General features: G+C 67.6%; 21 protein-coding genes. 11 read left to right on the top strand and 10 right to left on the bottom strand.

The annotated features are described in order from the left end of the window. Window positions 1-51: 51 nt before the first annotated feature. Window positions 52-918 (bottom strand): glucose-1-phosphate thymidylyltransferase RfbA, encoded by an 867-nt coding sequence (gene rfbA / locus Aeryth_RS15690; protein WP_067860609.1) that lies wholly within the window; start codon window positions 916-918, stop codon window positions 52-54. Between the two features lie 226 nt (window positions 919-1,144). Between rfbA and Aeryth_RS15685 the strand changes: the two genes are divergently transcribed. The 8 genes from Aeryth_RS15685 (at window position 1,145) to Aeryth_RS15650 (ending at window position 10,775) form a co-directional block, all read left to right on the top strand. Beyond that, a complete protein-coding gene (locus Aeryth_RS15685; RefSeq protein WP_067860607.1) occupies window positions 1,145-1,999 on the top strand; it encodes an aldo/keto reductase in 855 nt (284 codons plus the stop codon). Window positions 2,000-2,039: 40 nt separating this feature from the next. Further along, window positions 2,040-3,779 (top strand): heparinase II/III family protein, encoded by a 1,740-nt coding sequence (locus Aeryth_RS15680; RefSeq protein WP_067860605.1) that lies wholly within the window; start codon window positions 2,040-2,042, stop codon window positions 3,777-3,779. Beyond that, window positions 3,776-5,056: a Gfo/Idh/MocA family protein gene (locus Aeryth_RS15675; protein ID WP_067860603.1), complete on the top strand. Its 1,281-nt coding sequence runs from the start codon at window positions 3,776-3,778 to the stop codon at window positions 5,054-5,056. Before Aeryth_RS15680 ends, Aeryth_RS15675 begins: the two co-directional genes overlap by 4 nt. A 146-nt stretch (window positions 5,057-5,202) precedes the next feature. Beyond that, entirely contained in the window at window positions 5,203-6,081 is an 879-nt protein-coding gene (locus tag Aeryth_RS18565) for an NAD-dependent epimerase/dehydratase family protein (protein WP_158509219.1), read from the top strand. A gap of 1 nt (window position 6,082) precedes the next feature. Continuing rightward, window positions 6,083-6,976, top strand: coding sequence for a glycosyltransferase family 2 protein (locus tag Aeryth_RS15665; protein ID WP_067860599.1), 894 nt, complete (start codon window positions 6,083-6,085; stop codon window positions 6,974-6,976). 7 nt (window positions 6,977-6,983) lie between these two features. Beyond that, window positions 6,984-8,048: an acyltransferase family protein gene (locus Aeryth_RS15660; RefSeq protein WP_067860597.1), complete on the top strand. Its 1,065-nt coding sequence runs from the start codon at window positions 6,984-6,986 to the stop codon at window positions 8,046-8,048. A gap of 5 nt (window positions 8,049-8,053) precedes the next feature. Next, a complete protein-coding gene (locus tag Aeryth_RS15655; RefSeq protein ID WP_067860595.1) occupies window positions 8,054-9,409 on the top strand; it encodes an MATE family efflux transporter in 1,356 nt (451 codons plus the stop codon). A gap of 22 nt (window positions 9,410-9,431) precedes the next feature. Then, window positions 9,432-10,775 carry a hypothetical protein gene (locus tag Aeryth_RS15650; RefSeq protein ID WP_067860593.1) on the top strand — a complete coding sequence of 448 codons (1,344 nt, stop codon included), beginning with the start codon at window positions 9,432-9,434 and terminating at the stop codon, window positions 10,773-10,775. A 146-nt stretch (window positions 10,776-10,921) separates the two neighbouring features. Here Aeryth_RS15650 and Aeryth_RS15645 read toward each other — a convergent pair whose 3' ends face one another. The 7 genes from Aeryth_RS15645 to Aeryth_RS15615 all read right to left on the bottom strand — a co-directional run bounded on the left by Aeryth_RS15645 (window position 10,922) and on the right by Aeryth_RS15615 (window position 19,568). Further along, the gene (locus tag Aeryth_RS15645; protein ID WP_067860592.1) at window positions 10,922-11,476 is read right to left on the bottom strand and encodes a dTDP-4-dehydrorhamnose 3,5-epimerase family protein; all 555 of its coding nucleotides are present in this window, start codon (window positions 11,474-11,476) and stop codon (window positions 10,922-10,924) included. Beyond that, window positions 11,473-12,561 (bottom strand): CDP-glucose 4,6-dehydratase, encoded by a 1,089-nt coding sequence (gene rfbG, locus Aeryth_RS15640; RefSeq protein WP_067860590.1) that lies wholly within the window; start codon window positions 12,559-12,561, stop codon window positions 11,473-11,475. The genes Aeryth_RS15645 and rfbG overlap by 4 nt, the downstream gene beginning before the upstream one ends. A 6-nt stretch (window positions 12,562-12,567) precedes the next feature. Beyond that, complete coding sequence (gene rfbF / locus Aeryth_RS15635) at window positions 12,568-13,347, bottom strand: glucose-1-phosphate cytidylyltransferase (protein ID WP_067860588.1); 780 nt, start codon at window positions 13,345-13,347, stop codon at window positions 12,568-12,570. Window positions 13,348-13,372: 25 nt separating this feature from the next. Beyond that, window positions 13,373-14,590, bottom strand: a complete 1,218-nt coding sequence (locus Aeryth_RS15630) for a glycosyltransferase (RefSeq protein WP_067860586.1) — start codon at window positions 14,588-14,590, stop codon at window positions 13,373-13,375. Window positions 14,591-14,594: 4 nt separating this feature from the next. After that, window positions 14,595-15,701: a glycosyltransferase gene (locus tag Aeryth_RS15625; protein ID WP_202967680.1), complete on the bottom strand. Its 1,107-nt coding sequence runs from the start codon at window positions 15,699-15,701 to the stop codon at window positions 14,595-14,597. Window positions 15,702-15,771: 70 nt separating this feature from the next. Further along, a complete protein-coding gene (locus Aeryth_RS15620; protein ID WP_083516496.1) occupies window positions 15,772-17,334 on the bottom strand; it encodes a sugar transferase in 1,563 nt (520 codons plus the stop codon). Window positions 17,335-17,894: 560 nt separating this feature from the next. Further along, window positions 17,895-19,568: a sigma-70 family RNA polymerase sigma factor gene (locus Aeryth_RS15615; protein ID WP_067860580.1), complete on the bottom strand. Its 1,674-nt coding sequence runs from the start codon at window positions 19,566-19,568 to the stop codon at window positions 17,895-17,897. A gap of 195 nt (window positions 19,569-19,763) precedes the next feature. On the opposite strand from Aeryth_RS15615, the gene Aeryth_RS15610 reads away from it, so the two are divergent. Continuing rightward, window positions 19,764-20,486 carry a hypothetical protein gene (locus tag Aeryth_RS15610; RefSeq protein ID WP_067860578.1) on the top strand — a complete coding sequence of 241 codons (723 nt, stop codon included), beginning with the start codon at window positions 19,764-19,766 and terminating at the stop codon, window positions 20,484-20,486. A 185-nt stretch (window positions 20,487-20,671) separates the two neighbouring features. Here Aeryth_RS15610 and Aeryth_RS15605 read toward each other — a convergent pair whose 3' ends face one another. Next, window positions 20,672-20,989, bottom strand: coding sequence for a hypothetical protein (locus tag Aeryth_RS15605; protein ID WP_067860576.1), 318 nt, complete (start codon window positions 20,987-20,989; stop codon window positions 20,672-20,674). Between the two features lie 66 nt (window positions 20,990-21,055). Beyond that, window positions 21,056-21,481 carry a hypothetical protein gene (locus Aeryth_RS15600; protein WP_067860574.1) on the bottom strand — a complete coding sequence of 142 codons (426 nt, stop codon included), beginning with the start codon at window positions 21,479-21,481 and terminating at the stop codon, window positions 21,056-21,058. A 276-nt stretch (window positions 21,482-21,757) separates the two neighbouring features. Between Aeryth_RS15600 and Aeryth_RS15595 the strand changes: the two genes are divergently transcribed. Together Aeryth_RS15595 and Aeryth_RS15590 are read left to right on the top strand one after the other, a co-directional pair. Then, entirely contained in the window at window positions 21,758-23,581 is a 1,824-nt protein-coding gene (locus Aeryth_RS15595) for a phosphoenolpyruvate carboxykinase (GTP) (RefSeq protein WP_067860572.1), read from the top strand. Window positions 23,582-23,585: 4 nt separating this feature from the next. After that, the gene (locus Aeryth_RS15590) at window positions 23,586-23,882 is read left to right on the top strand and encodes an ArsR/SmtB family transcription factor (protein ID WP_067860570.1); all 297 of its coding nucleotides are present in this window, start codon (window positions 23,586-23,588) and stop codon (window positions 23,880-23,882) included. Window positions 23,883-23,920 lie beyond the last annotated feature (38 nt).

The following is a 23,920-nucleotide window of genomic DNA, read 5'->3' as shown; positions in this document are numbered from 1 at the left end:
GATCGTGGACGACTTGGCTGTGACGTCGTGCGGGCGAATCGTGCGCGATGCTCAGACGTGGGCCAGGAGATCGAGCAGGTAGCGGCCGTAACCGCTCTTGTGCAGCCGCTCGCCACGGGCACGTAGCTGGTCGTCGTCGATGTACCCGAGACGCCAGGCGATCTCCTCCGGCGCGCCGACCTTGAGGCCCTGACGGGACTCGACGGAGCGGACGAAGTTGGAGGCGTCGTTGAGGGAGTCGAAGGTTCCGGTGTCGAGCCAGGCGGTGCCACGCTCGAGGATCTCGACGTGCAGCCGGCCCTCCTCGAGGTAGCGCTCCTGCAGGCCGGTGATCTCGAGCTCGCCGCGGTCCGACGGCTTCAGCTCGTGGGCGTACTCGACGACGTCGCTGTCGAAGAAGTAGAGGCCGGGGATGGCGAAGGGACTCTTCGGCTCCGCTGGCTTCTCCTCGATGGAGAGCACGCGGCCGTCGTCGGCGAACTCGACGACGCCGTACGGTCGCGGGTCGGCCATGCGATACCCGAAGATCGCGGCACCGTCCATCTCCTTGAACCGGCTGAGCGTGGATCCGAGGCCGGTGCCATAGAAGATGTTGTCGCCGAGCACGAGTGCGCTGTGGCTCGTCCCGACGTGGTCGGCGCCGATGATGTATGCCTGGGCGAGGCCGTCGGGGCTGGGCTGCTGGGCGTACGTGAGACGGATGCCGAACTGGCTGCCGTCCCCGAGAAGCCGCTCGAAACCGTCGGCCTCGTGTGGCGTCGTGATGATGAGGATGTCCCGGATGCCGGCCAGCATGAGCGTCGACAGCGGGTAGTAGATCATCGGCTTGTCGTAGACCGGCATGAGCTGCTTGCTGATGCCCTCGGTGATCGGGTGCAGACGGGTACCGGTGCCGCCGGCCAGGATGATGCCCTTCATCGGTGCACGTCCGTCTCCATGAACGGACCAACGATATGAGGAGGCCGTAGTCACGGCGCCTCGTCGCGCGGTTCGCACGGTCACGCGACCCTGAGTCGAGCCGATCTGTGATCGAGCCCTCTTGGATGGCGCTCTCAAACGCTCTCGCGCGGCACCGCGCCCGTGACACGATGTGGACGACGTGCTGGAGATCCCGGCGAGAGGGCGATCGATGAGACGTGGACCGGTGGACCTGCTCCCGGCGGGAGCGCTGCCGCTCGGACTCGGGTGCAGCAGGCTTGGTTCGGTCGGGGGAGCATCGCCGGACGAGGCGCGTACTGTCCTCGCGCTTGCGCTCGAAGAGGGTGTGCGGTTCTTCGACACGTCCAACATCTATGGCCAGGGCGACAGCGAACGCCTGATCGGCGAGGCGATGAGTCGGCGCGACGATGTGGTCGTGGTGACCAAGGCCGGAAAGTACGTGCCTTGGCCGAAGCGCGCCCTCGTGCCCGTGAAGGGGCTTCTCAGAGGCTCGGTGAGACGGTCGACCGCAGCGAAGCAGACCGTCGGGTCCGCGCGCGCCAAGCCGATGCCCACGAACTGGGAGCCCTCGCGCCTCAGGTCGAGCCTCCACGGGAGCCTTCGTCGTCTTCGGCGCGAGTACGTCGACGTGCTGATGCTTCACAGCCCTCCGGTCGAGATCGTCGAGCGAGGGGAAGCGACGGCAGGCCTCGAGGACGCCAGGCTCGCAGGAGACGTGAGGTACGTCGGCGTGTCCGTCGACGACGTCGCCACTGCCAACGCCTGCCTCGACGACGGCCGGATATCGGTGCTGCAGCTCCCGTTGCACCCAGGCTCGGACGACTACGCCGAGGTGCTCGACCGCGCACGAGTTCTGGGCGTAGCGGTGATTGCGCGGGAGGTTCTTGGCGGCATCGGCTCACTGTCGGGCCATCCGCGCCCCAGTGAGCTCGCGCAGGACCGGATCTGTCGTTCCATCAACGATCCGTTGGTGGCGATCACGCTCGTCGGGGCGACAAGGACGTCGAGTCTGGCTGCGTCGGTCGAGGCTGCCCGCTCGTGCACCGGTGGCCACCCATGAGCGCGCGGTACGAGTCTTGAGCGCGTCCTCGGCTCGTGTGATGGTGCGGGCAGCGTCGCGGCTGTCGTTGCGCCAGGTCGCCTACCACGTGAAGCGGATCGTGCGGAACCGCATCGCTCGCGCCCGACCCGACCTCTACCACCGCTACGTCGCGCGCGTCGCCCGCTCGGTGCCGCCGCTCGAGCTGGGGCGCCGACCCGCCCGGTCCACCGAGCTGGCGCGCGCCGTGGCGCCGTTCTACTACGCCGAGTACGTCGAGACGATCGACCGTGCGGCTCGGGCGGAGTTCGAGTTCTTCGGCCAGAAGGTCGACTTCCATGATGTCGCACGTATCGACTGGCACCACCGCGTCGACGCCGAGTCCGACTTCCACCTCTGGCGCATGAAGCTCGGTCACATGGGCTTTGTCTGTCCCATGCTGATCGACGGAGGGGAGACGCACCTGGCGGCGGTCGAGAGTCTCGTGCGGGGGTATCGGACGACCGCGGACTTCGGGATCGAGGGTTGTTTCTCCTCCTACTGGTTCCCCTACAGCGTCTCCCACAGGATCCTCGCGATCCTGAGCGGTTACGTGCTCGCGCTAGAAGGGCGCGAGCTGCCGACGACGCTGACCGATGAGCTCGACGAGTTCCTCCGGTGGAACGTGGCGTTCGTGCAGGTCAACGTCGAGCACGAGCTGCGCAACAACCATGTCGAGCGGAACCTGGCCGCGCTGTGCCTGTACTACAGCTACGCCCGCCGCGTCCCTCGGCGCACGAAGCGCCGACTGAACCGCGAGGTCCGCAGGTCGATGCGTGCCTGCGTCCTGCCCGACGGAGTGATCGCCGAGCGATCAGCGATGTATCAAGGTCTTGCCGTGATGGCGCTCGACGTCTTCGCCAAGACGCCGTTCCTGTCGCAGCGGGTCCGCGACGAGGCCAAGAAGACGCACGACAAGGCTCTGAAGGCCTGGGCGTCCCTCACGCATCCCGACGGCGAGATCGCGTTGTTCAACGACAGCTGGTTCGAGGAGGTCCCCCCGATCAGCGACGTCTTGGACGGGCAGGACGTCAGGCCCACCAGCGTGCTCGACTCGGCTGGATACGTCCGGCTCGAGGGCGAGGACGTCTTTGCGCTCATGGACGGGGGAGCCATCGGCCCGTCGTGGAATCCCGGTCACGGGCACGCGGACTTCCTCTCGGTCGAGGTCGACGTCGCGGGGCGGCGGTTCATCGTTGACCCTGGCACGTTCCAGTACTCCACCGGTGAACGGCGGACCCTCGAGCGGTCGGCTGCCAGCCACAACGGTCCCCGGGTGGAGGGACTCGAACCGGTCGAGTACCTCGGCTGCTTCCGTGTGGGTCGGATGGCGCGGGCTTCCATCCAGGTGGCGGACGACGAGCAGTCAGCCACGGGAGAGCTGCCGCTCCCAGGTGGCCCGACGGTCCGGCGACGCGTGAGCCTCGGGCGCGGCTCGGTCGTGGTGCGTGACAGCTGGTCGGGACGACGGGACGAGGCTGTCGTCACGCTCACCGTCTCCGACGGATGGACTCTCGTCGACAGCCAACGGGATCGCGTCCTGTTCCGCTCGGACGACAAGGAGGCCGAGATCGCCGTGACCCACGGCGACGTCGCCGGCGTGCGCGACGGCGCGTGGGCCTGTCGCTACCTCGAGAGTCGCGCCGCGACATTGATCGACCTGAAGCCTTCGCTCGACTCGAGTCACGACCTCGAGTGGCAGGTCGCCGTGAACAGCCGTCCCGTCGCAGAGCGGGTGGAGCGAAAGGAGCATCCGGCATGAAGATCGCGATCGTCGGCTGCGGATTCGTGTTCGACATCTACATGAGGACGGTGCGCGCCCACCCGGAGCTGGAGGTCGCTGGGGTCTACGACCGGCGACCAGAACGAGTGCGCGCCGTCGCAGAGCACTACGGGTTCCATGGGTACGCGTCGTACGACGAGCTCCTGGACGACCCGCAGGTCGACATGGTCGTGAACCTGACCAACATCGGGTCGCACTACGAGGTGTCGAAGCGCGCCCTGGAGGCTGGGAAGCACGTCTACTCGGAGAAGCCGATCACCACCTCCGTCGAGGAGACCCGGGACCTGTTCGACACCGCGGAGACGAATGGCGTACGGCTCGGCGCCGCGCCGTGCAACATCTTCAGCGACAGCGTGCGCACCATGTTCGAGCTCGTGCAGTCCGGCGCGATCGGGCAACCGCTCCTGGTCTATGCCGAGCTCGACGACAACCCCATCCATCTCATGGGGTTCGAGGAGGTCGTCAGTCCGACGGGAGCACCATGGCCCCTGGTCGAGGAGATCCTCGAAGGGTGCACCTACGAGCACCTGGGATACCACCTCATCTGGATCTGCGGCCTCCTCGGACCGGTGACCGCCGTGACGGCGTTCTCGAGCGAGCTGATCGAGGGCAAGGCGGGGGACGTACCCGGTCTGTCGGGAACGCCCGACTACTCCGTGGCCAACCTCCACTTTGCGAGCGGAGCGGCCGCGCGCATCACGTGCAGCGTCGTGGCACCCCGCGACCACCGCATGCGCGTGATCGGACGCGAAGGCGAGATCACCACTGACAGCTATCGTCAGTACCGGGCCCCGGTCTTCCTCGAGCGGTTCACCCGGCGGAGCCTGAACGCCCGAAAGTTCCAGACGCTCCGCGCGCATCGCGGTCTCGGCCGGCTTCTCGGAATGGGCGGACGTCGCGTCAAGCTCCTCCGGAACTCCAAGTCGCACGCCGTGGAGAAGAACCTCCTCGTGCGTCCGTCGCTCAAGCAGCGCCTCGTCGGGGCGCTCCGGAGACGCGAGGTGTACGCCCAGGACAAGTTCGCAGGGATCGCGCAGATGGCTGACGAGATCTCAGGCGGCAACCCTCAGTACCTGAGTCCGGACTTCCTGCTGCATCTGAACGAGCTCACGCTCCTGGTCCAGGGGGCGGGTCCGGGCGGGATCGCTGTGCGCACGACGACCACCTTTGAGCCTCTGGGGCCGATCCCGGACGTGGGCGCACTGACGAGCGGTGATCCGCGCCACGATCAGCCAGGTGGTGTGCGCAATGTCTGATCCAAGGAACTCGCCCGGCATTAGGATGCTGCAAGACACGCTGGATCGTCGACGTCCGCCTGCGAGTCGAGCAGCAGGTTCGGACACGCGAGCTGGGCGTTCCCCAGTACCAAGTACACGGTGGATGTGACACGTTGCGAGTCGCTGTGACAGGAGTGAGTGGGCTCATCGGGTCGGCGGTCGTCCGCCTCCTCGAGCACGATCACGAGATCGTCAAGGTGGGCCGCCGGGATGGTGACGACGTGGTCCTCGACCTCTCGGACGAGTCGACGTGGGACAGGGCCGACTTCCCCCAGATCGATGCGTTGGTGCACTGCGCCGGGGTCGTCGACGAGGACATACGCGATCACGCGGATCTTGCGTGGAAGAAGGCCGTCGGGGGTGCGAACCGTCTGGTCGACGCGGCACTCCACGCGGGGGCCCGCCACCTCGTCTACATCTCCTCCGCTCACGTCTACGGGCCACTCGTCGGTCGTGTCGACGAGAGCCGTGCCTCCAATCCGGTGTCCGACTACGCCATCGCGCACTACGCGACGGAGCAGATCTTTCGACGACGGGCCTCGGACCAGGTCCGGGTCTCGGCCCTCCGACCCTGCGCAGTCTTCGGCCTCTTGCCCGATCCCGAGCGCTTCCGCCGGTGGTCGCTGGTCCCCTTCGCGTTCCCTCGCGACGCCGTCAGCGGGGGTGAGATCAGGATCCGGTCGTCCGGCGAGCAGCGGCGGAACTTCGTCGGGAACGACGACATCGCCCGCGTGGTCGCGCGATGGCTCGGGGAGGACGGCCAGGGTTGGAGCGTCCTCAACCCGATCGGCCTGCTCGACGCCTCGATCGCCGAGGTCGCGCAGATCTGCGCTGAAGAAGCTGAGTCCGTCACGGGCCGACCGTGCCAGGTGTTCCGAGGGGGTCCGGACGTCGATCCGCCTGAACCCCTGCGGTACGAGTCGACAGCATCGTACGAGCGGGGATCGCAGGCCTTCCGCGCCACCACCCGCGACTTGCTGCGTCTGCTGAACGGTGGTGCGTGACGTGAAGCCGAGGCTGACGATCGGGCTCATCACCTTCAACGGATCGGCGTCGATCGCGCGAAGCATCGAGAGCCAGCTGAGCCAGACCTTCCGCGACTTCACGCTGCTGATCTTCGACAACGCCTCGACGGACGGGACGAGCGAGATCTGCGCCGCCTTCGCGGCCGAGGATCCGCGGGTCGTGCACGTCCGGCATCCCGCCACCGTTCCTCAGAGTGACAACTTCCGTGGCGTGCTCATGGCCGCGGACACCGAGTACTTCATGTGGGCGACCGACGACGACCTGCGCAGTCCGCGGTTCGCCGAGGACTGCATCGAGCTGCTCGACCACCATCCCAATGCGGTGGCAGCCTGCACGCCGGTGCAGTTCAGAGCGCAGGACGGTTCGCTGACCGACGCGCGCGGCACGTTCAGCATCGAGGGGACACCGGAGCAGCGGCTCAGGACGTACTTCGCGAACCCGCGTGACAGCTCTCGTCTCTTCGGCGTCTACCGAACCGATGGCCTCAAGAAGGCCTACGCCGAGGACACGTCGGTCTTCGGCTACGACTGGCTCGTCGTCGGCCTGACGATGCTCGAGGGCGACCACCTCGAGACAGGGACGGTCGGCCTGGTCCGTGCGGCAAACGCGCCCGGCAAGTACTTCGCCAGCTTCAAGCGGCACTTCGTCCGCGAGCCCGGTCCGTGGGGCGTCCTCTCCTCCTTCCTCCCGCTCCTTCCCATGACGCGGCAGCTGCGGTCCCGCCTTCCGCGCTCTGCTTGGAGAGCTTCTCGATGGCGCCTGCTGCGCCTGAACCTGCACCAGTCGCTGTTGATGCTTCGGTGGAGGTTCCCGAGGCTTGAGCCGGTGTTCCGGTTGGTGCGTCGCGTGGACCGTAGCGTCGGGAACTCGTGAGGTAGACATGGTCAAGGTCCACGACGCCAGGGCGAACAACTTCAACCTGCTCCGCCTGGTGGCGGCAAGTGCAGTGATCTTCTCGCATGCGGCAGAGATCGCTGGTGCGCGCCCCGACGCGATCGAGGAGTGGATCGGTTACAGCGGGGGCTGGATCGCCGTCTCCGCGTTCTTCTCGATCAGCGGCTTCCTCATCTACCGTTCCATGGTCAGCAGCAGGAACGTGAAGATCTTTATGGTGGCGCGAGGCCTCCGCATCTTCCCGGGCCTGTGGGTGATGCTCGTGCTCACGACGATGGTTCTTGGGCTCACGGTCGCCGCAGGCGGACCGAGCAGCTACTTCACGTCCCCGCAGGTCTACGAGTACGTCGCCGGCAACGCCGTGCTCTACGCGCCGCAGTACCACTTGCCGGGAGTGTTCGACGGTCTGCCGACCGACGGCGTGGTGAACGGCTCCCTCTGGACCCTGCGTTTCGAGTTCGCGTGCTACCTCGCGGTCGTGGGGCTCTTCGTGGTGGGAGCGTTCGCGTCCAACCGTCGCTTCGCCTCCATGTGCGTGGTGTATGTCGTGGGCTACGTGGGCTTCCTCGTCGTCTCAGCGCACCTTGGCTCCCTCGATGCGGCGCTGCACGACGGTAGCGACGTCGCCAAGCTGCACCGACTCTCGCTGGCGTTCATGGTCGGGGTCGTCGTTGCCCGCCTGTCCGACCGGGCACGTCCCGCGTGGTGGTGGGTCGGCATCGGAGGGCTGCTGTGCTTGGTGAGCTTTGGCACGCCCCTCTTCCAGACCGCCCTGGTGTTGCTCGTGGCCGCCCTCGTCTTCTGCCTCGCCTTCTTCCAGGCGCAGTGGCTGCATCGCTTCCGCTCCATGCACGACTACAGCTACGGCATCTACATCTACGCGTTCCCGGTGCAGCAGGCCGTCCAGCTCTGGTTGGACCCGCGCCACGCGATCGTGAACGCCCTGATCAGCCTGGTGATCGTCGTGCCGCTCGCCGCCCTCTCCTGGCAAGCTGTGGAGAGCCCGGCACTGCGACTGAAGAGCCGGCTGCAGAGACGCGCAACGCCGTGAGGACGATGCGACGCAACAGTGCATTCTCCGCGGCCGAGGTCATCGTCGGTGGCGTCTGCCTCTTCTTCATCTACCGCAACGTCGTCCAGACCCTCGGCGTCTCCATGCTCGGCGTTTGGTCCCTAGTCCTGGCGACGACGGCGTTCGGCCGTGCTGCGGACCTCGGGATCAGCGGAGGTCTGGCGCGATTCATCGGGCGATCGATCGGCGAGGGCCGACTCGAAGCCGCAGTCGCGTACATGCGGACCGGTGTCCTGTTCATGGCGGCCGCCATGGGCGTCGTCGCGCTTGCCCTCTGGTGGCCCCTTTGGCGCGGACTGGCCATCGCCCTCGACGGGCGTGAGCTTGCCGCCGCGCGAGAGGTGCTGCCCTGGGCAGTGTTGAGCCTGTGGCTCCTCATCGTGAAGTCCGCGATCGACTCGTGCCTGCTGGGGATGGGGCGCGCCGACCTGCGCTCCATCGGAGGCATGCTGGGCATGCTGGCCCAGCTGGTCGCGTCGCTGATGCTCGTGGGGACGTTCGGCCTGAACGGTCTGGCGTGGGCGCAAGCGGGGCAGTTCGTGCTCGCCATCTGTTTCGAGCTCGGCGCTCTCGCCATCGTGACGAACAGCGCCGGCGACAGGATGGCATCGCCCTGGTTCTCCGGGGCGCTCCTGCGGGAGATGCTCGGATTCGGCGTCAAGCTCCAGGCGGGTTCTCTCGCCAACCTGATGTTCGAACCCGTCGTGAAGACCGCTCTCGGAGCGGTGGCGGGCACTCACGTCCTCGGGATCTTCGAGATCGCCTACAGGATGTCGTATCAGGCCCGAAACGTCGCGATCATGGCGCTGCAGCCTTCACTGCCCAAGTTCGCAGAGCTGTCGGTGGGAGACCAGCAGGGCCTGCGGGACCTCTTCTCGCGCATCTGTCGTGCCGCAGCCCTCATGGGTGGTGGGCTCATGCTTTTGGTCGCGGTGGCCTCTCCGCTCATCTCGTTCCTCTACCTCGACGAGGTCGATCCGCTCTTCATCTACGTGGTGGGAGTGGTCTCGGCGATGTGGGCTGCGACGATCTTCGCCTCGCCTGCCTACTACCTCGGTATCGCGAGTGGCCGCGTCGTGCCGTACGTGATGAGCGAATGTGTCTCCATCGCCATCGCGGGCCTGGCGGTCGTCGTCGTGGGTGCCGTCATCGATCCGGCAGCTTCCATCGTCGGTATCGCTCTGGGAAAGATCGTGGGCAGCTGTATCACAGCGGCATGGATCCGTCCCACCTCACGACTTCGCGACTCGGCACTGCTTCATCCGGATATCCTGAAGGCGACCGTCGTCGTGTTGCTGTGCTCCGTGACTGTGGTCCTGGTGAGCTTGCACGTGCGATGACCGGAGACGAGAGGCTCGACAGATGGCTCTGACGCAGTCGAGCACCCGTCGTGGCGCGCCCGCCGTCGACACGGGCCGGCGAGGGCACCGCACGGTCTACGCGTTGATCGTCGTCGCCCTGATCGGGATGCATCTGCGGCTCTCCGTGGAGACGAGCACCGGGGCACAGGTCGTTCCGATGTACCCGCTGCTGCTGAGCGCCGCCCTGCTCTCGTTCCGTGTCGGGAACGAGCTGGCTCGACGAGCGGGTCAGCTGATCGTGGTCCTGGCCGTGTTCCTGCTCATCGAGCCGTTCGTCTCCTTCGCTCCAGAGAGTGCGAGCGTCGTCAACCTGCTCTCGGCGTTGCAGCTCCTCGCCTCGGTCCTGTCGGCCTTGATCATCATCGCGGTGTGCCGGACGCTGCCCCGTGACGGCTTGCGCAAGCTGTTCTTCGGCTTCTGGGTCGCCTTGATGGTGCTGGCCCTGTTAGAGAGCGTCGGACTTCGCGACGTGTTCACCTCGATCCGCGATGCGCTCTACTTCACCTCGCAGCGAGGGATCTACTCCGAGGCGGCACGCGACATCGTCCTCTACGGGAAGATCCGACCGACTGCGCTGGCGAGCGAACCTTCCTATCTTGCCGACTCGTACATGAGCATGATCGTCGCGGTCTTCCTCCTGGATCCTCGACGAGGGCAGTGGTCGTCCTGGGTGCGGCTCGGGCTGATGGTCGCCATCGGCTTCGCGATCGCGCCGAGCCTGAAGATCGTCTTCTACCTGCTCGCTCTCGGGATCTGGATCCTGTGGCCGAGGACGCCCAAGCGGCTGGCGCTCGCGGGTGTGGCGCTGTCGACGGTCTTCTTTGTCATGTTTGTGACCTTCGAGTTCTCGCTCGGATCGGTCCTGACGAGGTTCGGGCTGGGGGAGACCGGCAGCTTCTTCGGACGCATCGCTGTCGCGCCGCAGATCGGTCTCGAGGCCGTCACCAACCACCCGGTCCTGGGGTACGGAGTGGGGAACACAGACGGACTCCTGCCCGTCATCGACGAGGCCTGGCAGAGCAGCGGAGCCTACGCCCGTTTCCCGTGGTATCAGGGATTGGGCCCGTCGGAGCTCATGTCCAACGGGTTCTGGTGGCAGTGGGCTTTCCTCGGAATCGTGGGCGGAGCGACCTTCTGGCTCCTCGTTGCGAAGACCCTGAGGGCCGTTGGCGTGGAGCATCCGTTGCGATCGATCGTCTGTGCGTGGGCCGTTTGGTACTCGGGCTTTGCCTTTGTCGACCCGGCGAGCTGGTTCGTGCTGGCATTGTTCGTGATCCCGGTCGTGTCAGGGGTACGGCCGGTGCCAGCGAACGCAGCCTCGCTAACAGGGTCGCGGAAGTCCTGAATGTCGGCGACCGTGCTCCAGGCGCGTCTGTCTGACCAAGACAGAGGCAGAGCCGGGCGGGTATACGCAACCTCGGCAACCCCGACTGCCGTGGCGAGCACCTCCAGCAGCTTTGTCCCCGTGCGGCGTCACATGCCAGAACGACACTAGGACTGGCGACCGAGGTGCCAGGCGGGGTCGAAGTCTCGCGCGGCAGCGTCCTTCGGGGAGATCAGCGCGGGCTCGAACGGAAGCGACACGTCGAAGGTCGGGTCGTCCCACCGGACCGATCGCTCGTTCTCGGGGTCGTAGTAAGCGGACACGAAGTACATCATCTCGACGTCCTCCGTCAGGGAAAGGAAGCCGTGGGCGCAGCCGTGCGGGATGTACATCATGGTGCGGTTCTCGGACGTCAGCTCGGCGCTGAAGGAACGGCCGAAGGTCGGTGAGCCCTCACGCAGGTCCAGCACCACGTCGAGCAGGGCTCCTCGGATCACCTTGACGACCTTCACCTCAGCACTCTCGCCGAGCTGGTAGTGCATCCCCCGGAAGGTGTGCTTGACGCGACTGAACGACGTGTTGAACTGGACGAACCGAGTCTCGAGGTCGTGCGCCTCGAACTCGTCGACGTCGAAGACGCGGGAGAAGAAGCCTCGATCATCACCCCGAGGCTCGAGGTCGATCGTGTAGACGCCGGCGAGTGGCGACTCGGTGAACCTCACGGTGCCGTCCTCTCTGCAGCGCCCTGTCCCAGCGCCTCGTAGTCATCGATCTGCGCATCGAGCGCCGTAGCGTAGTCCTGCCCGGAGTCCGTGGCCTTGATCCAGTCCGCCGTCCACTGGACTGCCTCACGACCGGTGAGTCGTGGTCGCCAGCCCAACGACTTCTCGGCGAGTGAGGCGTCGAGCGTGAGGAGCTTCATCTCCACCGGGTGGAATCCGGAGGCCTGGTGCCACGGCCGGTCGACCCCCATCGCCTCGCCGAGCGTCTCGGTCACCTCACTTACGGTCATCGGCTGGTCAGGGACCGGAGCGAAGTTCAGGGCCCGCGGCAAGGTCGGCCAGCGGTGATCGACCATCGCCTCGACGTAGTCGAGGTAGCCGCTCACGGGGTCGAGGACGTGCTGCCAGGGCCTGACGGACCGAGGGTTCCGGAGCTCGACGCCGGTGCCCGAACGCATGGCGCGCCAGATGTCGGGGACGAGGCGGTCCTCCGACCAGTCTCCTCCTCCGATGACGTTACCTGCTCGCGCTGTCGCGAGGGCGACGCCAGCGTCGTCGTAGAAGCTCTGCCGGTAGGAGGAGACCACCTCCTCGCACGCAGCCTTGGAGCTGGAGTAGGGGTCGTGGCCACCCAGGCGGTCCGACTCGACGAACGGGGTCCCGGAATCGTCGTTGAGGTAGACCTTGTCCGTCGTGACCACGAGGACCGCCTGAAGACGCGGCGCATGGTGGCGGAGAGCTTCCAGCACGTTGAGCGTGCCCATCACATTGGTCGCGAACGTCTCGGCGGGCTCGGCGTAGGAACGGCGGACCAGTGGCTGGGCAGCCATGTGGATCGCGACCGTCGGATCGGCGTCGGCCACCGCCGACGTCAAGGTCGCCGCGTCCGTGATGTCGCCGACGACGGACTGGAGTCCCGGGAGGTCCAACGAAGGGAACAAGGCGGGAGTGGTGTCCGGCGCCAGCGCGTAGCCGACCTGCGAGGCGCCCATGCGCGACAGCCAGCGGGCGGTCCACGATCCCTTGAAGCCCGTGTGTCCGGTCAGGAAGACTCGCTGGTGGGCCCAGAACTCTGGATTCGGCACGGTCGGCTACTCCCACGTCTTCCAGGGAGCCTGGTCGGCTGCCCACAGGTCCTCGAGATGCATCTTGTCCCTCAGCGTGTCCATCGGCTGCCAGAATCCGTTGTGCTCGAAGGCTGCCAACTGTCCGTCGTGGGCGAGGCTCTCGAGCGGCTCTCGTTCCCAGATGGTCGCGTCGCCGTCGATGCGATCGAGAACGCGAGGATGGAGGACGAAGAATCCGCCGTTGATCTGTCCGCCGTCGCCCGCAGGCTTCTCCTCGAACTTCTCCACCCGGCCATCCGTGATGACGGTGGAGCCGAAGCGACCGGAGGGTCGCACCGCCGTGAGCGTCGCGTCGAGACCGTGCTCGCGGTGGAACGTGGTCAACGCTGTGAGGTCGACATCGGCGACACCGTCACCGTAGGTCATGAGGAAGGGCTCGTCGTCGCGGAGGAACGGCCGGACGCGCTTGAGCCGTCCGCCGGTCAGCGTCTCGGCCCCCGTGTCGATCAGCTGGATCTTCCAGTCAGGCAGCGACTCGTTCTCCCCGAGGAAGGACACGGAACGCTGGCGGATGTCGACCTCGATCGAGGAGTTGTGCATCGCGTAATTCGCGAAGTACTCCTTGATGTAGTAGCCCTTGTATCCCAGGCACACGACGAACTCGTTGAATCCGTGCTGCGAGTAGATCTTCATGATGTGCCAGAGGATCGGATACCCACCCACCTCGACCATCGGCTTCGGCCTGACCGAGGTCTCCTCGGCGAGCCGCGTGCCGAGGCCCCCGGCGAGAATGACTACCTTCATGCGATGTCCCGTCCCTTGTGTTGACTCATGAGAGTGCCGTCTCGTCGGACGGGTCGAGCGCCGCGGTCAGCGACCGGGCGCGATCGTCCCACGAGAACGCCGAGCGGCAGTCGTCGAAGGCTCGATTCTGGACCGCGTCGAGGAGCGCGGGGTCGTCGATCACCGCACACACCAAGGTGGCAAGCGCGTCGAGCGACTCCGCAGCGAGGTACCCGTCGCCGGGTGGCGTCGGCAGGCCGCTGATGGCCGACTCGAGACCGACGATCGGCAGACGTTGGAAGATCTGCGAGAGCAGGCGGAGCTTGAAGCCGCTCCCTACGGTGTCCACGATCAGGCCGGCTCGAAATCCACTGATCACCGACTCCAGGTCGTCGACGAATCCCACGACGTCCACGTTCGGGTACTCGGTGACGACTCGACGCTTCAGCGACTCCGGGACGTCACCGACGACCGCCATCTCGATGCCGTGCTTGTCGAGACGCTCGTACGCGACGCTGAACCAGTCGAGAAGAACTTGCTGCTTCTGCTCGGAGCGGCGCCCTCCCAGCAGGGCGATCCGGCGAGGGGTGGTCGCGTCGATGGTTCTTCGTGGTGTCATGGGGCCGTCGTAACCCGGCGACAGCACGAGGTACTTCCGCTGTGGAGCGATGGCCCGGAACGGCCGGAGATCGGCCTCGTTGATGACCGTCACGACGTCGGTCCGCCTTATGAGCCGGTTCTCCCAATACTTCACCTTTGCGAGATCCCATCGGGCCATCACGCGCTTCGGCAGCGACATGTCGTAGCCCTGGTACTTGCCGGCGCGCGTCGGGTACTCCCACTCGTGAGAGGTGTAGAGCACCGTCGTGTCCTGATGCCTGCGACGGTGCCTCAGCGCGTCGCGGAGGAGGTGCGCGGAGCCGATGTTGTCGAGCACCACGGCGTCCCAGGTGTCGCTGCGCAGGTGGCGCTTCGCCTCGCGACGGTAGTCGCGCCGGGCGCCCTTCCAGGCGATGAGGGGGAATGTCGACAGGACGGAGGCTGCGCGACCGCGGCGTTGAGCTGTCGTGACGACCCAGGTCACGCCGTCAGCGGCGTCCTCGACCCGGGCGCCACCGTCGGCGCAGACGACGGTCACGTCCGCGAACGTCGCCCAGGTCTCGATGAGGCCACGGCTGTACACCGCGTCTCCAGCGACGGCCGGAGGGTACGGCAGCACCTTGGTGAAGTAGAGGACGCGAGGTCGGCGCGACTGTGTGGTCATGTCTCTACCGAGAACCTGCCGGCGCCCACGTCGAGTAGGTGCGTCCTCTGGCTGCCCGAAGGACGCCGAGCAGCGTGGCCAAGAGGGCGATCACGATCTCGGCGAGAGCGGCGATCGGCCCGGACTTGACCTTGGCTGCGATCACCGTGCTCGCCGCGACGGCCACCAGCGCGGCCAGTCCGAGGAACGGCGCGACGGTCGTTGCAAGGCCGATCGCGGCAACCGTACCGATGATCACGAAGAGACCTCCGAACCAGCGGATCACCTTGTGGGAGACGTACTTGAAGGTGTCGATCCTCGACATGGTCCGTAGCTGTGGCTTCATGACGCGGTGGGTGTGGTAGGCGCGAGCTGCGATTCGCGCCTTGCGCGAGAACTCGTCCTTCCTGTCGGTGACGAGGCGTTCGTGGGCTACGACGTCGTCGACCTTGAGAAGCCTCTTTCCCGCGAAGACGGCAGCCATCGACACCGTCAGGTCGTCGAGGACGGTGTCAGGGAAGTCCGGGTAGAGCTCACGACGGACGGCGAAGATCGACCCGTCGGCACCCATCACGTTCCCCGTCCGGGACTCGAGGGTCTTGATCTTCTCCTCGAGTCGCCAATAGGCGCCGCCGACGGCCGCGGTGGAGCTGTCGTCAGCGTTCACGTAGCGCAAAGTCCCGCACACTCCGCCGACTTCTGGGTCGGAGAACCAGGAGGAGAGTCGTTCCAGCGCGTCCTCGCGCAGGGTCACGTTCGCATCGGTGAAGATCAGCACGTCACCGACAGCCTGACCCGCGAGGACCTTCATGCCGTGCGCCTTCCCGAGACGACCGCTGCCTTGGAAGACCTCGACCAGGTCGGGTCGTTCGGACAGCTTCGTCAAGGTGTCGTCGAGCGACCCGTCGTCATAGGCGAGGACCTGAAGCTCGGGATCGACCTTGCGCAGCGCTTCGAGGTTGGGGATCTTCACGTCGAGCGCGTTCGACTCGTTGAAGGCGCAGAACAGGAGGCTGAACCGCATTCGCGGTGCTGGACGCGGCTCCACGGGAACCTTCGGCAGTAGCGTGAGCACTGCGGGATAGATCGCATAGGGGTAGAGGACGCCGAGGATGCAGGCGGCCAGAACCACGGCACAAGTCGCGGTCATGCTTGATGGGACGTCCGGACCGTCTGGTGGCCCCCGAGCGGACTCATGCGCATCAGTATGCGCCGTCCGATGCGAGCACGGCCTTCATGGTTCGCCACAGGATCGCGACGTCGGCGGTCAGCGACCAGTTCTCGACGTAGTAGGTGTCGAGCTGGATGGCCTCTTCCCAGGTGAGGTCAGACCGCCCGGACACCTGCCACAGACCCGTCATGCCCGGCAGGACGCGCAGGCGGCGGTGGGCGACGTGGTCGTAGAGGTCGACCTCGAACTGGCGCTGCGGGCGCGGACCGACCAGGCTCATGGTCCCGAACAGGACGTTGAAGAGCTGCGGCAGCTCGTCGAGGGAGTACCGGCGCAGGAAGCCACCGACCCGGGTGATGCGCGGGTCGTTCTTCAACTTGGCGAGCGGACCGACCGACTCTCCCTGCTCGGAGAGGAGCGATGCGAGGCGCGCGTCGGCGTCGGGGTGCATCGAGCGGAACTTGATCATGCCGAACGGCTCGCCGTCCTTGCCGATGCGCTCCTGGTGGTAGAAGACAGGACCGCGACTGGTCATCTTGACGGCGAGGGCCGCTGCCAGGAGGACCGGAGAGAGCATGAGGATCAGTGCCGCCGCACCAGCGCGGTCGAAGATCTGCTTGGGCCACGTCGCGGCGTCGCCGTAGGTCGGCTTGTCGACGTTGAGGAACGGCATCTTCCCGACGCGGCTCAGCTGGATGCGCGAGCCCGAGACGTCGACGACGTTGGGTGACACGAGCAGGTCGACGTCGAGACCTTCCAGCTCCCAGGTCAGCTCCTTCAGGCCGGCGTGACCCAGGTGCTCCGTGTCGGTGACGATCACCAGCTCCGCCTCCGCCACGCTCAGCGCGGCGTCGAGGTTGCGCTCGGTCCCCATCACCGGCACGAAGGCGTCCGGAATCGGGAGCCACTCGCACAGCGAGGTGGCGCGGTCCGGGACCCACACGCCCGTCACCCGGACGCCGGACTGAGGGCTGTTGCCCAGGTGGCGCGTGATGTCCTCGGCCGATCGCATGCCGCCGATCACGAGGGCGTTGGTGATCATCGCCCCCCGCTGGCGCTGGCGGTTCAGCCACGAACGCCACACGCGGCGGACGACGATCAGCCCCAGGAGGCCGAGAGGGAAGGTGATGGCGAGATACCCGCGCGAGGAGTCGATCTTGAAGACGAGGGACGCGATGGCCACGAGCCCGAAGAAGGTGACGGACGCGCGGACGATGCGGCGGTACTCCTCGACGCCGTCGCCCAGGACCCGGCTGTCGCGGGTGCGGTAGGCCTGCAGCGCGACGGACCAACCCACGGCGAGAGTGGCTCCGAACGTCCAGTAAGAGACGGAGAGCGGGCCGTTGGTGGTGGCCTCGGCGTCAGCGCCGAAGCGCAGGACGGCTCCCAGGATGGCCACGGCGAAGAGAACGGCGGTGTCGGTCAGGAAGACACGGTGTGCGACCTGCTTGTGCCATGGCGCGCGGTGTGTCGCTGAGCTGTCGATGGCGGGGTCCTCAGGGGGTTCGACGGCGACAGCAGGTCGCTGGGTTCGCCGCGCGCTCGGGAGGTCCGCATGGGTAGAGGTCGTCCGACTGACGTCCTGGATGGTCATGTGCACCGTTCTCCGAGCTTCTCAGTGTGCTCCCCCGAGCCAGCACCCGCTCAGGTTAGGGCTGATTCCGGGGCGATTCGACCACTTTGTGTGAACGAGGTGTGACATCACAGGCGCCAAACGGTGATCCTCGCCACGTCTGGGTCGTTTGCCCTCTGCAACGACAGGGCATTCGACCCGTACGGCACTCGGGCCAAAGTCAGGGGCCAATGCGGTCGGGTCGGACGGGATCGGAAATCCGTCGTACGAATGTGGAGAAACCGCTGACGGACGTGGTGGCGGTCGGTAGTGTTCTTCTCGAAGCCCCGCTGATTCACCCCCCGAGATCAGCGGGGTTTCTCTATGCCGGAAGCCCGCTTCCGCTGGTGACGCAGCCCACCTGGAAGTGACACGTTCCTGTCATCTTCCTTCCTTACCTTCAGATCAGAAGGAGGAGGGTGATGAGACGTACCTGGAGGCGCTGGCGCTGCCGGCTGAAGTACGGATACGCCTGCCCCCACCTGGAGCTGCACACCAGGGAGGGCAGAAAGGGCCTCGGCACGCGGAAGCGCTGACGACCGTCAGTCGACCGAGACCGTGTTGTTGCTCAGGTTCGGGTCGGTGCGACCGGGCGACGTGACCGTCGCGAAGAAACCGGAAGCCTCGGGGGGCGACCAGGACGCCACGAGCGGTCCGGGGTTCGGCCCAGACGCCGTGCAGATCACGACCCTCGACGCTCCGCCTCCCGTGCACGACCAGCCGTTCTGCTGCACCCAGCCCACCGACAGCTCCTGCGGGAACGTCAACGTCACCTGCGGGACGTCGCGCGTCGCCACCACCGTCAGCCGCACGATGCGCTCGAGCTCCGTGCGCTCCACCGTCGCCGAGATCGAGAGGTCCTCGTCGGGCGTCGGCTCGGGAGTGGGCTCCGGGGTCGGCTCGACAGTCGGCTCAGGGGTGGGCTCCGGGGTCGGCTCGACCGTCGGCTCCGGGGTGGGCTCGGTGGTGGGCTCGGGCGTCGGGTCGGGCCGAGCCGGCCGGGGGGTGGGCTCGGGCTTCGCCGGTGCCGGCTGCGGCCGGGCGTGGGGCTCGGCCGGTGCCGTCGGCGCCGCGGACGGGGACGTCGTGGGCGCAGGCTGCGGCACCGTGCTCGCGACCGGCTCGAGCGACGGCGTGGCCGTCGGCTCGTCGACGGGGACGTCCGACGTCTCGGGAGTGGACTGCGGCGACGCCGTGACGGCGCTGGGCACGTCCTTCGCGACCACGCGCGCGGTGTCGCCGCGCTGGGACACCAGGACGGCGCCCACGGCCACCGCCGCGACCAGCACGGTCGCGGCCACGGCAGCGACGACGCCCAAACCGGCGCCGGCCAGGCCTCCCACGCCGGACGCACCAGCGGCGCCGCCGGACGACGACGAGCCGCTCGTCGACGAGCCCCCGGTCGCGGACGACGTCGCGACGAGACCGGCGCCCACCGCGGTGCTCGTGGTGCCGAACGCGGCCACACCCGGCGCGCCCAGCAGCGCGGGCAGCAGGAGCAGACCCAGGTTGGCGGTGATGCCGCCGACCATGAGCGCAGCCTCGCTGCAGCCCTCGCAGTGCTCGAGGTGCGCCTCCACCTTGGCCAGGGCCCGCGGCCGCAGCTTCCCGCGGTCGTACGCGGGCAGCAGCTCGCGCACCTCGCGGCACTCCGGGTCGTCGGTCTGGCCCAGGTGCGCGGTCAGGTAGGCGTTGCGCAGACCCTCACGGGCGCGCAGCGCCAGCGACGAGACCGCGTTCGGGCGGATGCCGAGCGTCTGCGCGACCTGCTCGGGCGACTCGTCGTGAATGGTCGTGTGCCACAGCACCGCCTGCCAGCGCTCCGGGAGCGTCGCGAACGCCTGGGCCAGCAGGCTCGACTCCTCACGCAGGTCGACCCCGTCGCCTGCGGCCGGCACAGGCGCCTCGTCGACGTCCTCGTACAGGTCGATGCGCGACGCCGCCTTCGACGCGCGGTAGAAGCCGTTGCGCACCGACGTGAGCAGGTAGGGGCGGAACGCGAACTCGGGTCCGGCGCCGTTGCGGATCGCGCGGAGCACGCCGACGAACGCCTCGGAGGCGAGGTCGTCGGCGGCGGAGCGGCCGGCCAGGGCCGTCGCGAGACGGACGGCCGGGGGGTGGTGGCGCTCGAACAGGGGACCCGCGGCGTCGTCGTCTCCATCGCGGTAGCGCTGGATCAGCTCGGCGTCGCTCGGGTCGAGAAAGAGGTCAGGCATGGGTGGCCATTCGGCTGGTGAAAAGGGGATCTGGGGGGTAGCCCTGTCACCAAGAGTGCGTCGTCATCGTCTCGTCACGCAAAATTCGGAGAAAAGATCAAGGAGATCCGCGTGATCGTCCCACCGTGACCGACTCCTTTCCTTTCGTCGGCGGGAACGGCCCGTCATTCCAGGGGCGAGAGGAAGCGGTACACCGTGAGCATCCGAGCCCTGCCCTGCCGACCCCCCACGCTGCGTCTCGTCGGCGGGCCCGGCGACGACATCGCGCACGTCGCCGGACTGCTGGCGCGCTGCACGCCGGGCGGCGGCTGGCAGCCCACGCTCGCGGCACGCCTCGGCCGGCTGCACGCCCAGGAGGGTGCCGACCTGCACGGCCTGCTCGCCTGCATCGACGACACCCTCCTCGCCGCCGGCCGCTCGCCGGCCACGCCGCAGGTGGCCCGCGCGGCGCTCGAGGCGTGGACCAAGGAGCGGTGCCGACGCGGCGAGGACGTCGACAACCCGCTCACCGGCACGCCCGGCGCGGAGAACCTGCGCGGCCAGCTCGAGCGGGTGTGCCTCGCGGCGACGCCGCGGGTGCTGGTGGCCGAGGTCATCGTCGACGAGCTGGTGCAGTGCGACCGCGGCGCGCTGCGCGACGTGGAGGCCGAGCTGAGCCTCGCGCTCGTCCGCGCCGTCCTCGACGAGCAGCTCGGCGCCACCGACCACCTCCACCGCGGACGGTGGTCGCGCCTCGGCCAGCACCGGCTCGCGGCTCTCGTCGACGTCGCCGACGTCGCGGCCCTCGTGGCCGGGGTGAGCCGGTCGCGTCGCTGGCTCGGACGGTGGCGCGCCGACATCGACGTCGCCGCCTGGTTCGAGCCGGTGCCGTCCGAACCGTGCGCACGGGGTGCGCTCGTCAGGGACCTCGCCATGTGAGGCGAACGAGACCGCCGTCCACGGACGTGATCAGGGGTGCAGGTCCGCGGTGGGGAGCACGCTCCCTCGGGGGGACGGCGCACATGAAGACGCCGGCGGCGACCGACCGGCTCAGGGGTGCTGCGGAGGGAGCAGCACCGCGAGCAACGGTGGTCGCCGCCGGCGACGAGTGCGAAGGGGAAGGATCAGCTGCCGACGTCGAACTTCGGCGAGGGGGCAGCGGCGGGGTGGTCGGACGTCGGCCGCTTCGGTGGCGCGATCGACGTCGGACGATCTCGGACGAACTCGCGTTCCATCCAGTGCAGGCGGTTCGAACCCGTGCGCGGATCCCAGAAGTCACAGAGCACGAGGCCCTCGTAGGTGTGGGTGGCCACGGCGGGCACCAGTTCCTTGACCTGCTCGCCGCCGTGGTCCCAGAGGCAACCGACCCAGACGGGTCGGGGTTGGACCAGCGGTACAGGCGTCCCGGAGGGCGTCGGCTGCTGGTTGATCAGGAGGGACATGCCCCCAACCTATTCACTGAAGAGGTTCTGACCAACTTCTGGTTGAATATTTGTCCACCGACAACGTCACACCAGCTCGCGATTGGCGAACTGGTTCAGCTTGTCGCAGACGAACACGACGTGCCGGTGCAACCACACGGTCGCCGCGGGACCGAACGACGCCGACGTCGCGTCGACGGAGTACGTGAGCCGGCTGCCCGTCAGGTGGTCGTGCAGCTCGATGGTCTCCAGCAGGTCCGCCATCGGCGTCTCGGTGCGCAGCGCCAGGCACTGCCCGGCCCTGAAGTCCGCGACCCGCACCGTCGCGTCGACGCCATGCAGGCCGTTGTGGTGCTTGCACACGTACGACGACGTGGGATCGAGGACCGTGCTGTCCGTGGACACGCACTCCTCCAGCGCGCTCCACTCGGAGATGTTCTCCAGGGACACGAGCTCCTCCCACAGTCGCTCGCGGGCGAGCGAGGACTCGATCTCGTGACCATCGATGAGCATTCTCGAACGGTAGGTCCGGTTCGGCGGGTCCGCAGTGCGAGAGAACCATTGAAATCTCAACCATCTGCGGGGGTGGAGTGCGCGAGCGTCGGCGTGCGTCCCCGGCGTCCGCTGGCAGCGCAGGCCTGGCGTCGGACAGGCACCCGTGACATTTCCCACTTGTTACGACCAGGTAGATGAAAACTTCTTCAACTCCGGTACGGTCACTCCAACCGATTGCGGGGGAGGACCCCCCGGAACGTGTCCCCGGACGGGGCAACGAGAGGAAACGACACGATGGCAGACGTGGCGGCGGCGCTCGACAAGGCCGGACTGACCAACACGCACGTGCGCGAGTACGTGGAGCACTGGGCGGGGGTGACCGGCGCCTCGCAGATCGAGGTCGTCTCGGCCGCCGACGACGCCCGACTCATCCAGGAGGCGCTCGACGCCGGGGAGCTCCTCCCCGCCGGCGAGGGCCGCTACTACTCCCGCTCCTACTTCAAGGACACCGCACGCGCCGAGGAGCGCACCATCGTCGCCACGCACGACGAGGCCGACAAGGGCGTCTACAACAACTGGCGTCCCGCCACCGAGATGAAGGAGAAGCTGGTCGGGCTCATGACCGGCGCCTCCGAGGGCAAGACGATGTACGTCATCCCCTACCTCATGGCACCGAAGGGCTCGCCGCTCGAGGAGTACGCCGCCGGCGTCGAGCTCACCGACAACCGCAACGTCGTGTTGCAGATGATCCGCATGGCCCGCGTCGGCGCCGAGTACATCAACGACCTCGGCGACTCCTTCGTCCGCGCCGTGCACGTCACCGGCGACCTGGAGAACCTCGGCCAGGGCACCCCCGACGACAAGCGGTACTTCGTCACCGTCGCCGACGAGCGCACCATCCTGCACTTCGGCTCCTCCTACGGCGGAAACGCGCTGCTCGGCAAGATCGCCCACGGCCTGCGCCAGGGCTCCTACGACGGCTGGAAGAACGGCTTCCTCGTCGAGCAGTTCATGCTGCTCGGCATCGTCGACAAGGAGACCGGCAAGAAGTACCACATCTGTGGCGGCTTCCCGTCCGCGTCGGGCAAGACGAACCTCGCCATGACGCTCGCCCCCGACGCCCTCGGCGACCGCTACTACGTCGAGTTCTACGGCGACGACATCGCGTGGCTGTGGGTCGGCGACGACGGCAAGCTCTACGGCATGAACCCCGAGAACGGGGTCTTCGGCGTCGCGAAGGACACCAACGAGAAGACCAACCCGACCGCCGTCGACTCCATCGTCGAGGGCACCGGCGCCATCTTCACCAACGTCGCCTACAACCCCAAGACCCAGGAGGTCTGGTGGGAGGGCAAGGGCGACAAGCCCACCGACCTCGACGGCTGGGAGGACTGGAAGGGCGACCTCATCGCCGACCGTCAGGGCGAGGAGGTCGACGCGCCGTGGGCCCACCCCAACAGCCGCTTCACCACCACGCTGGAGAACGTGCCCAACGTTGCGAAGGACTTCGAGGAGCCGCAGGGCGTCGAGATCCACGGCGTCATCTTCGGCGGCCGCACCCGCGACCGTGAGCCGCTCATCCGCGCCATCGACGACGTCGCCGAGGGCGTCTACGACGGCCTGACCCTCGGCGCCGAGGCCACGGCCGCCGCCGACGGCCTCGAGGGCGTCCTGCGCTACGACCCCATGTCGATGCGTCCGTTCATGTCCTACTCCGAGGGCGCCTACGCCGCCCACTGGCTCGAGGTCTTCTCCCGCGCCCAGAAGAAGCCCGTGTTCGCGCACGTCAACTGGTTCCAGCGCGGCGACGACGGCCGCTTCCTGTGGCCCGGCTACCGCGAGAACCTGCGCCCGCTCGTGTGGCTCATGCAGTACATGAACGGCGAGGTCGAGGGCGAGCGGACGCCCGTCGGCGTCATCCCGAAGCGCGACGAGCTGCTCCTCGAGGGTCTGGACGAGCAGGCCCTGGCCGACCTCGACACGATCCTCACGATCGACGTCGACCGCTGGCGGGAGGAGATCGGCCACCGCCAGGTGCACCTGGAGCAGTTCCACGGACTGCCCGAGGAGATCTGGGAGGCGCACCGCCGCGTCGCCGCGGCACTCGACGACGCCTGAGCCGGTGTCCGCCACGAGCGCGCCGCTGCACCACAGCAAGGCCGAGCTCTTCCGCACGCTCGGGCACCCGGTCCGCATCCGGGTGCTCGAGCTGCTGGAGGACCGGCCGATGGCCGTGCGCGAGCTGCTCGCCGACATCGAGGTCGAGTCGTCGTCGCTGTCGCAGCAGCTGGCCGTCCTGCGTCGGGCCGACCTCGTGACGTCGACCCGACGCGGCGGCACCGTCGAGTACGCGCTGGCGACGGATCGCGTCGCCGAGCTGCTCGCCGCCGGCAGGGCCCTGCTCAACGTCCTGCCCTGACCCACCCCCACCCGACCCCGCCCAGCCTCCGCTGGGCG

It is taken from the genome of Aeromicrobium erythreum (assembly GCF_001509405.1).
Classification (GTDB): domain Bacteria; phylum Actinomycetota; class Actinomycetes; order Propionibacteriales; family Nocardioidaceae; genus Aeromicrobium; species Aeromicrobium erythreum.
The sequence above is the reverse complement of the archived record's forward strand: the minus strand, read 5'-3'. Positions and strand labels throughout refer to the sequence as shown.

Coding starts and splice junctions, on each gene's coding strand:
- rfbA (WP_067860609.1), bottom strand. CDS start 918: ATGAAGGGCATCATCCTGGCCGGCGGCACCGGTACCCGTCTGCACCCG.
- Aeryth_RS15680 (WP_067860605.1), top strand. CDS start 2,040: ATGGTGCGGGCAGCGTCGCGGCTGTCGTTGCGCCAGGTCGCCTACCAC.
- Aeryth_RS15675 (WP_067860603.1), top strand. CDS start 3,776: ATGAAGATCGCGATCGTCGGCTGCGGATTCGTGTTCGACATCTACATG.
- Aeryth_RS15660 (WP_067860597.1), top strand. CDS start 6,984: ATGGTCAAGGTCCACGACGCCAGGGCGAACAACTTCAACCTGCTCCGC.
- Aeryth_RS15655 (WP_067860595.1), top strand. CDS start 8,054: ATGCGACGCAACAGTGCATTCTCCGCGGCCGAGGTCATCGTCGGTGGC.
- Aeryth_RS15650 (WP_067860593.1), top strand. CDS start 9,432: ATGGCTCTGACGCAGTCGAGCACCCGTCGTGGCGCGCCCGCCGTCGAC.
- rfbF (WP_067860588.1), bottom strand. CDS start 13,347: ATGAAGGTAGTCATTCTCGCCGGGGGCCTCGGCACGCGGCTCGCCGAG.
- Aeryth_RS15630 (WP_067860586.1), bottom strand. CDS start 14,590: ATGACCACACAGTCGCGCCGACCTCGCGTCCTCTACTTCACCAAGGTG.
- Aeryth_RS15620 (WP_083516496.1), bottom strand. CDS start 17,334: ATGACCATCCAGGACGTCAGTCGGACGACCTCTACCCATGCGGACCTC.
- Aeryth_RS15615 (WP_067860580.1), bottom strand. CDS start 19,568: ATGCCTGACCTCTTTCTCGACCCGAGCGACGCCGAGCTGATCCAGCGC.
- Aeryth_RS15605 (WP_067860576.1), bottom strand. CDS start 20,989: ATGTCCCTCCTGATCAACCAGCAGCCGACGCCCTCCGGGACGCCTGTA.
- Aeryth_RS15600 (WP_067860574.1), bottom strand. CDS start 21,481: ATGCTCATCGATGGTCACGAGATCGAGTCCTCGCTCGCCCGCGAGCGA.
- Aeryth_RS15595 (WP_067860572.1), top strand. CDS start 21,758: ATGGCAGACGTGGCGGCGGCGCTCGACAAGGCCGGACTGACCAACACG.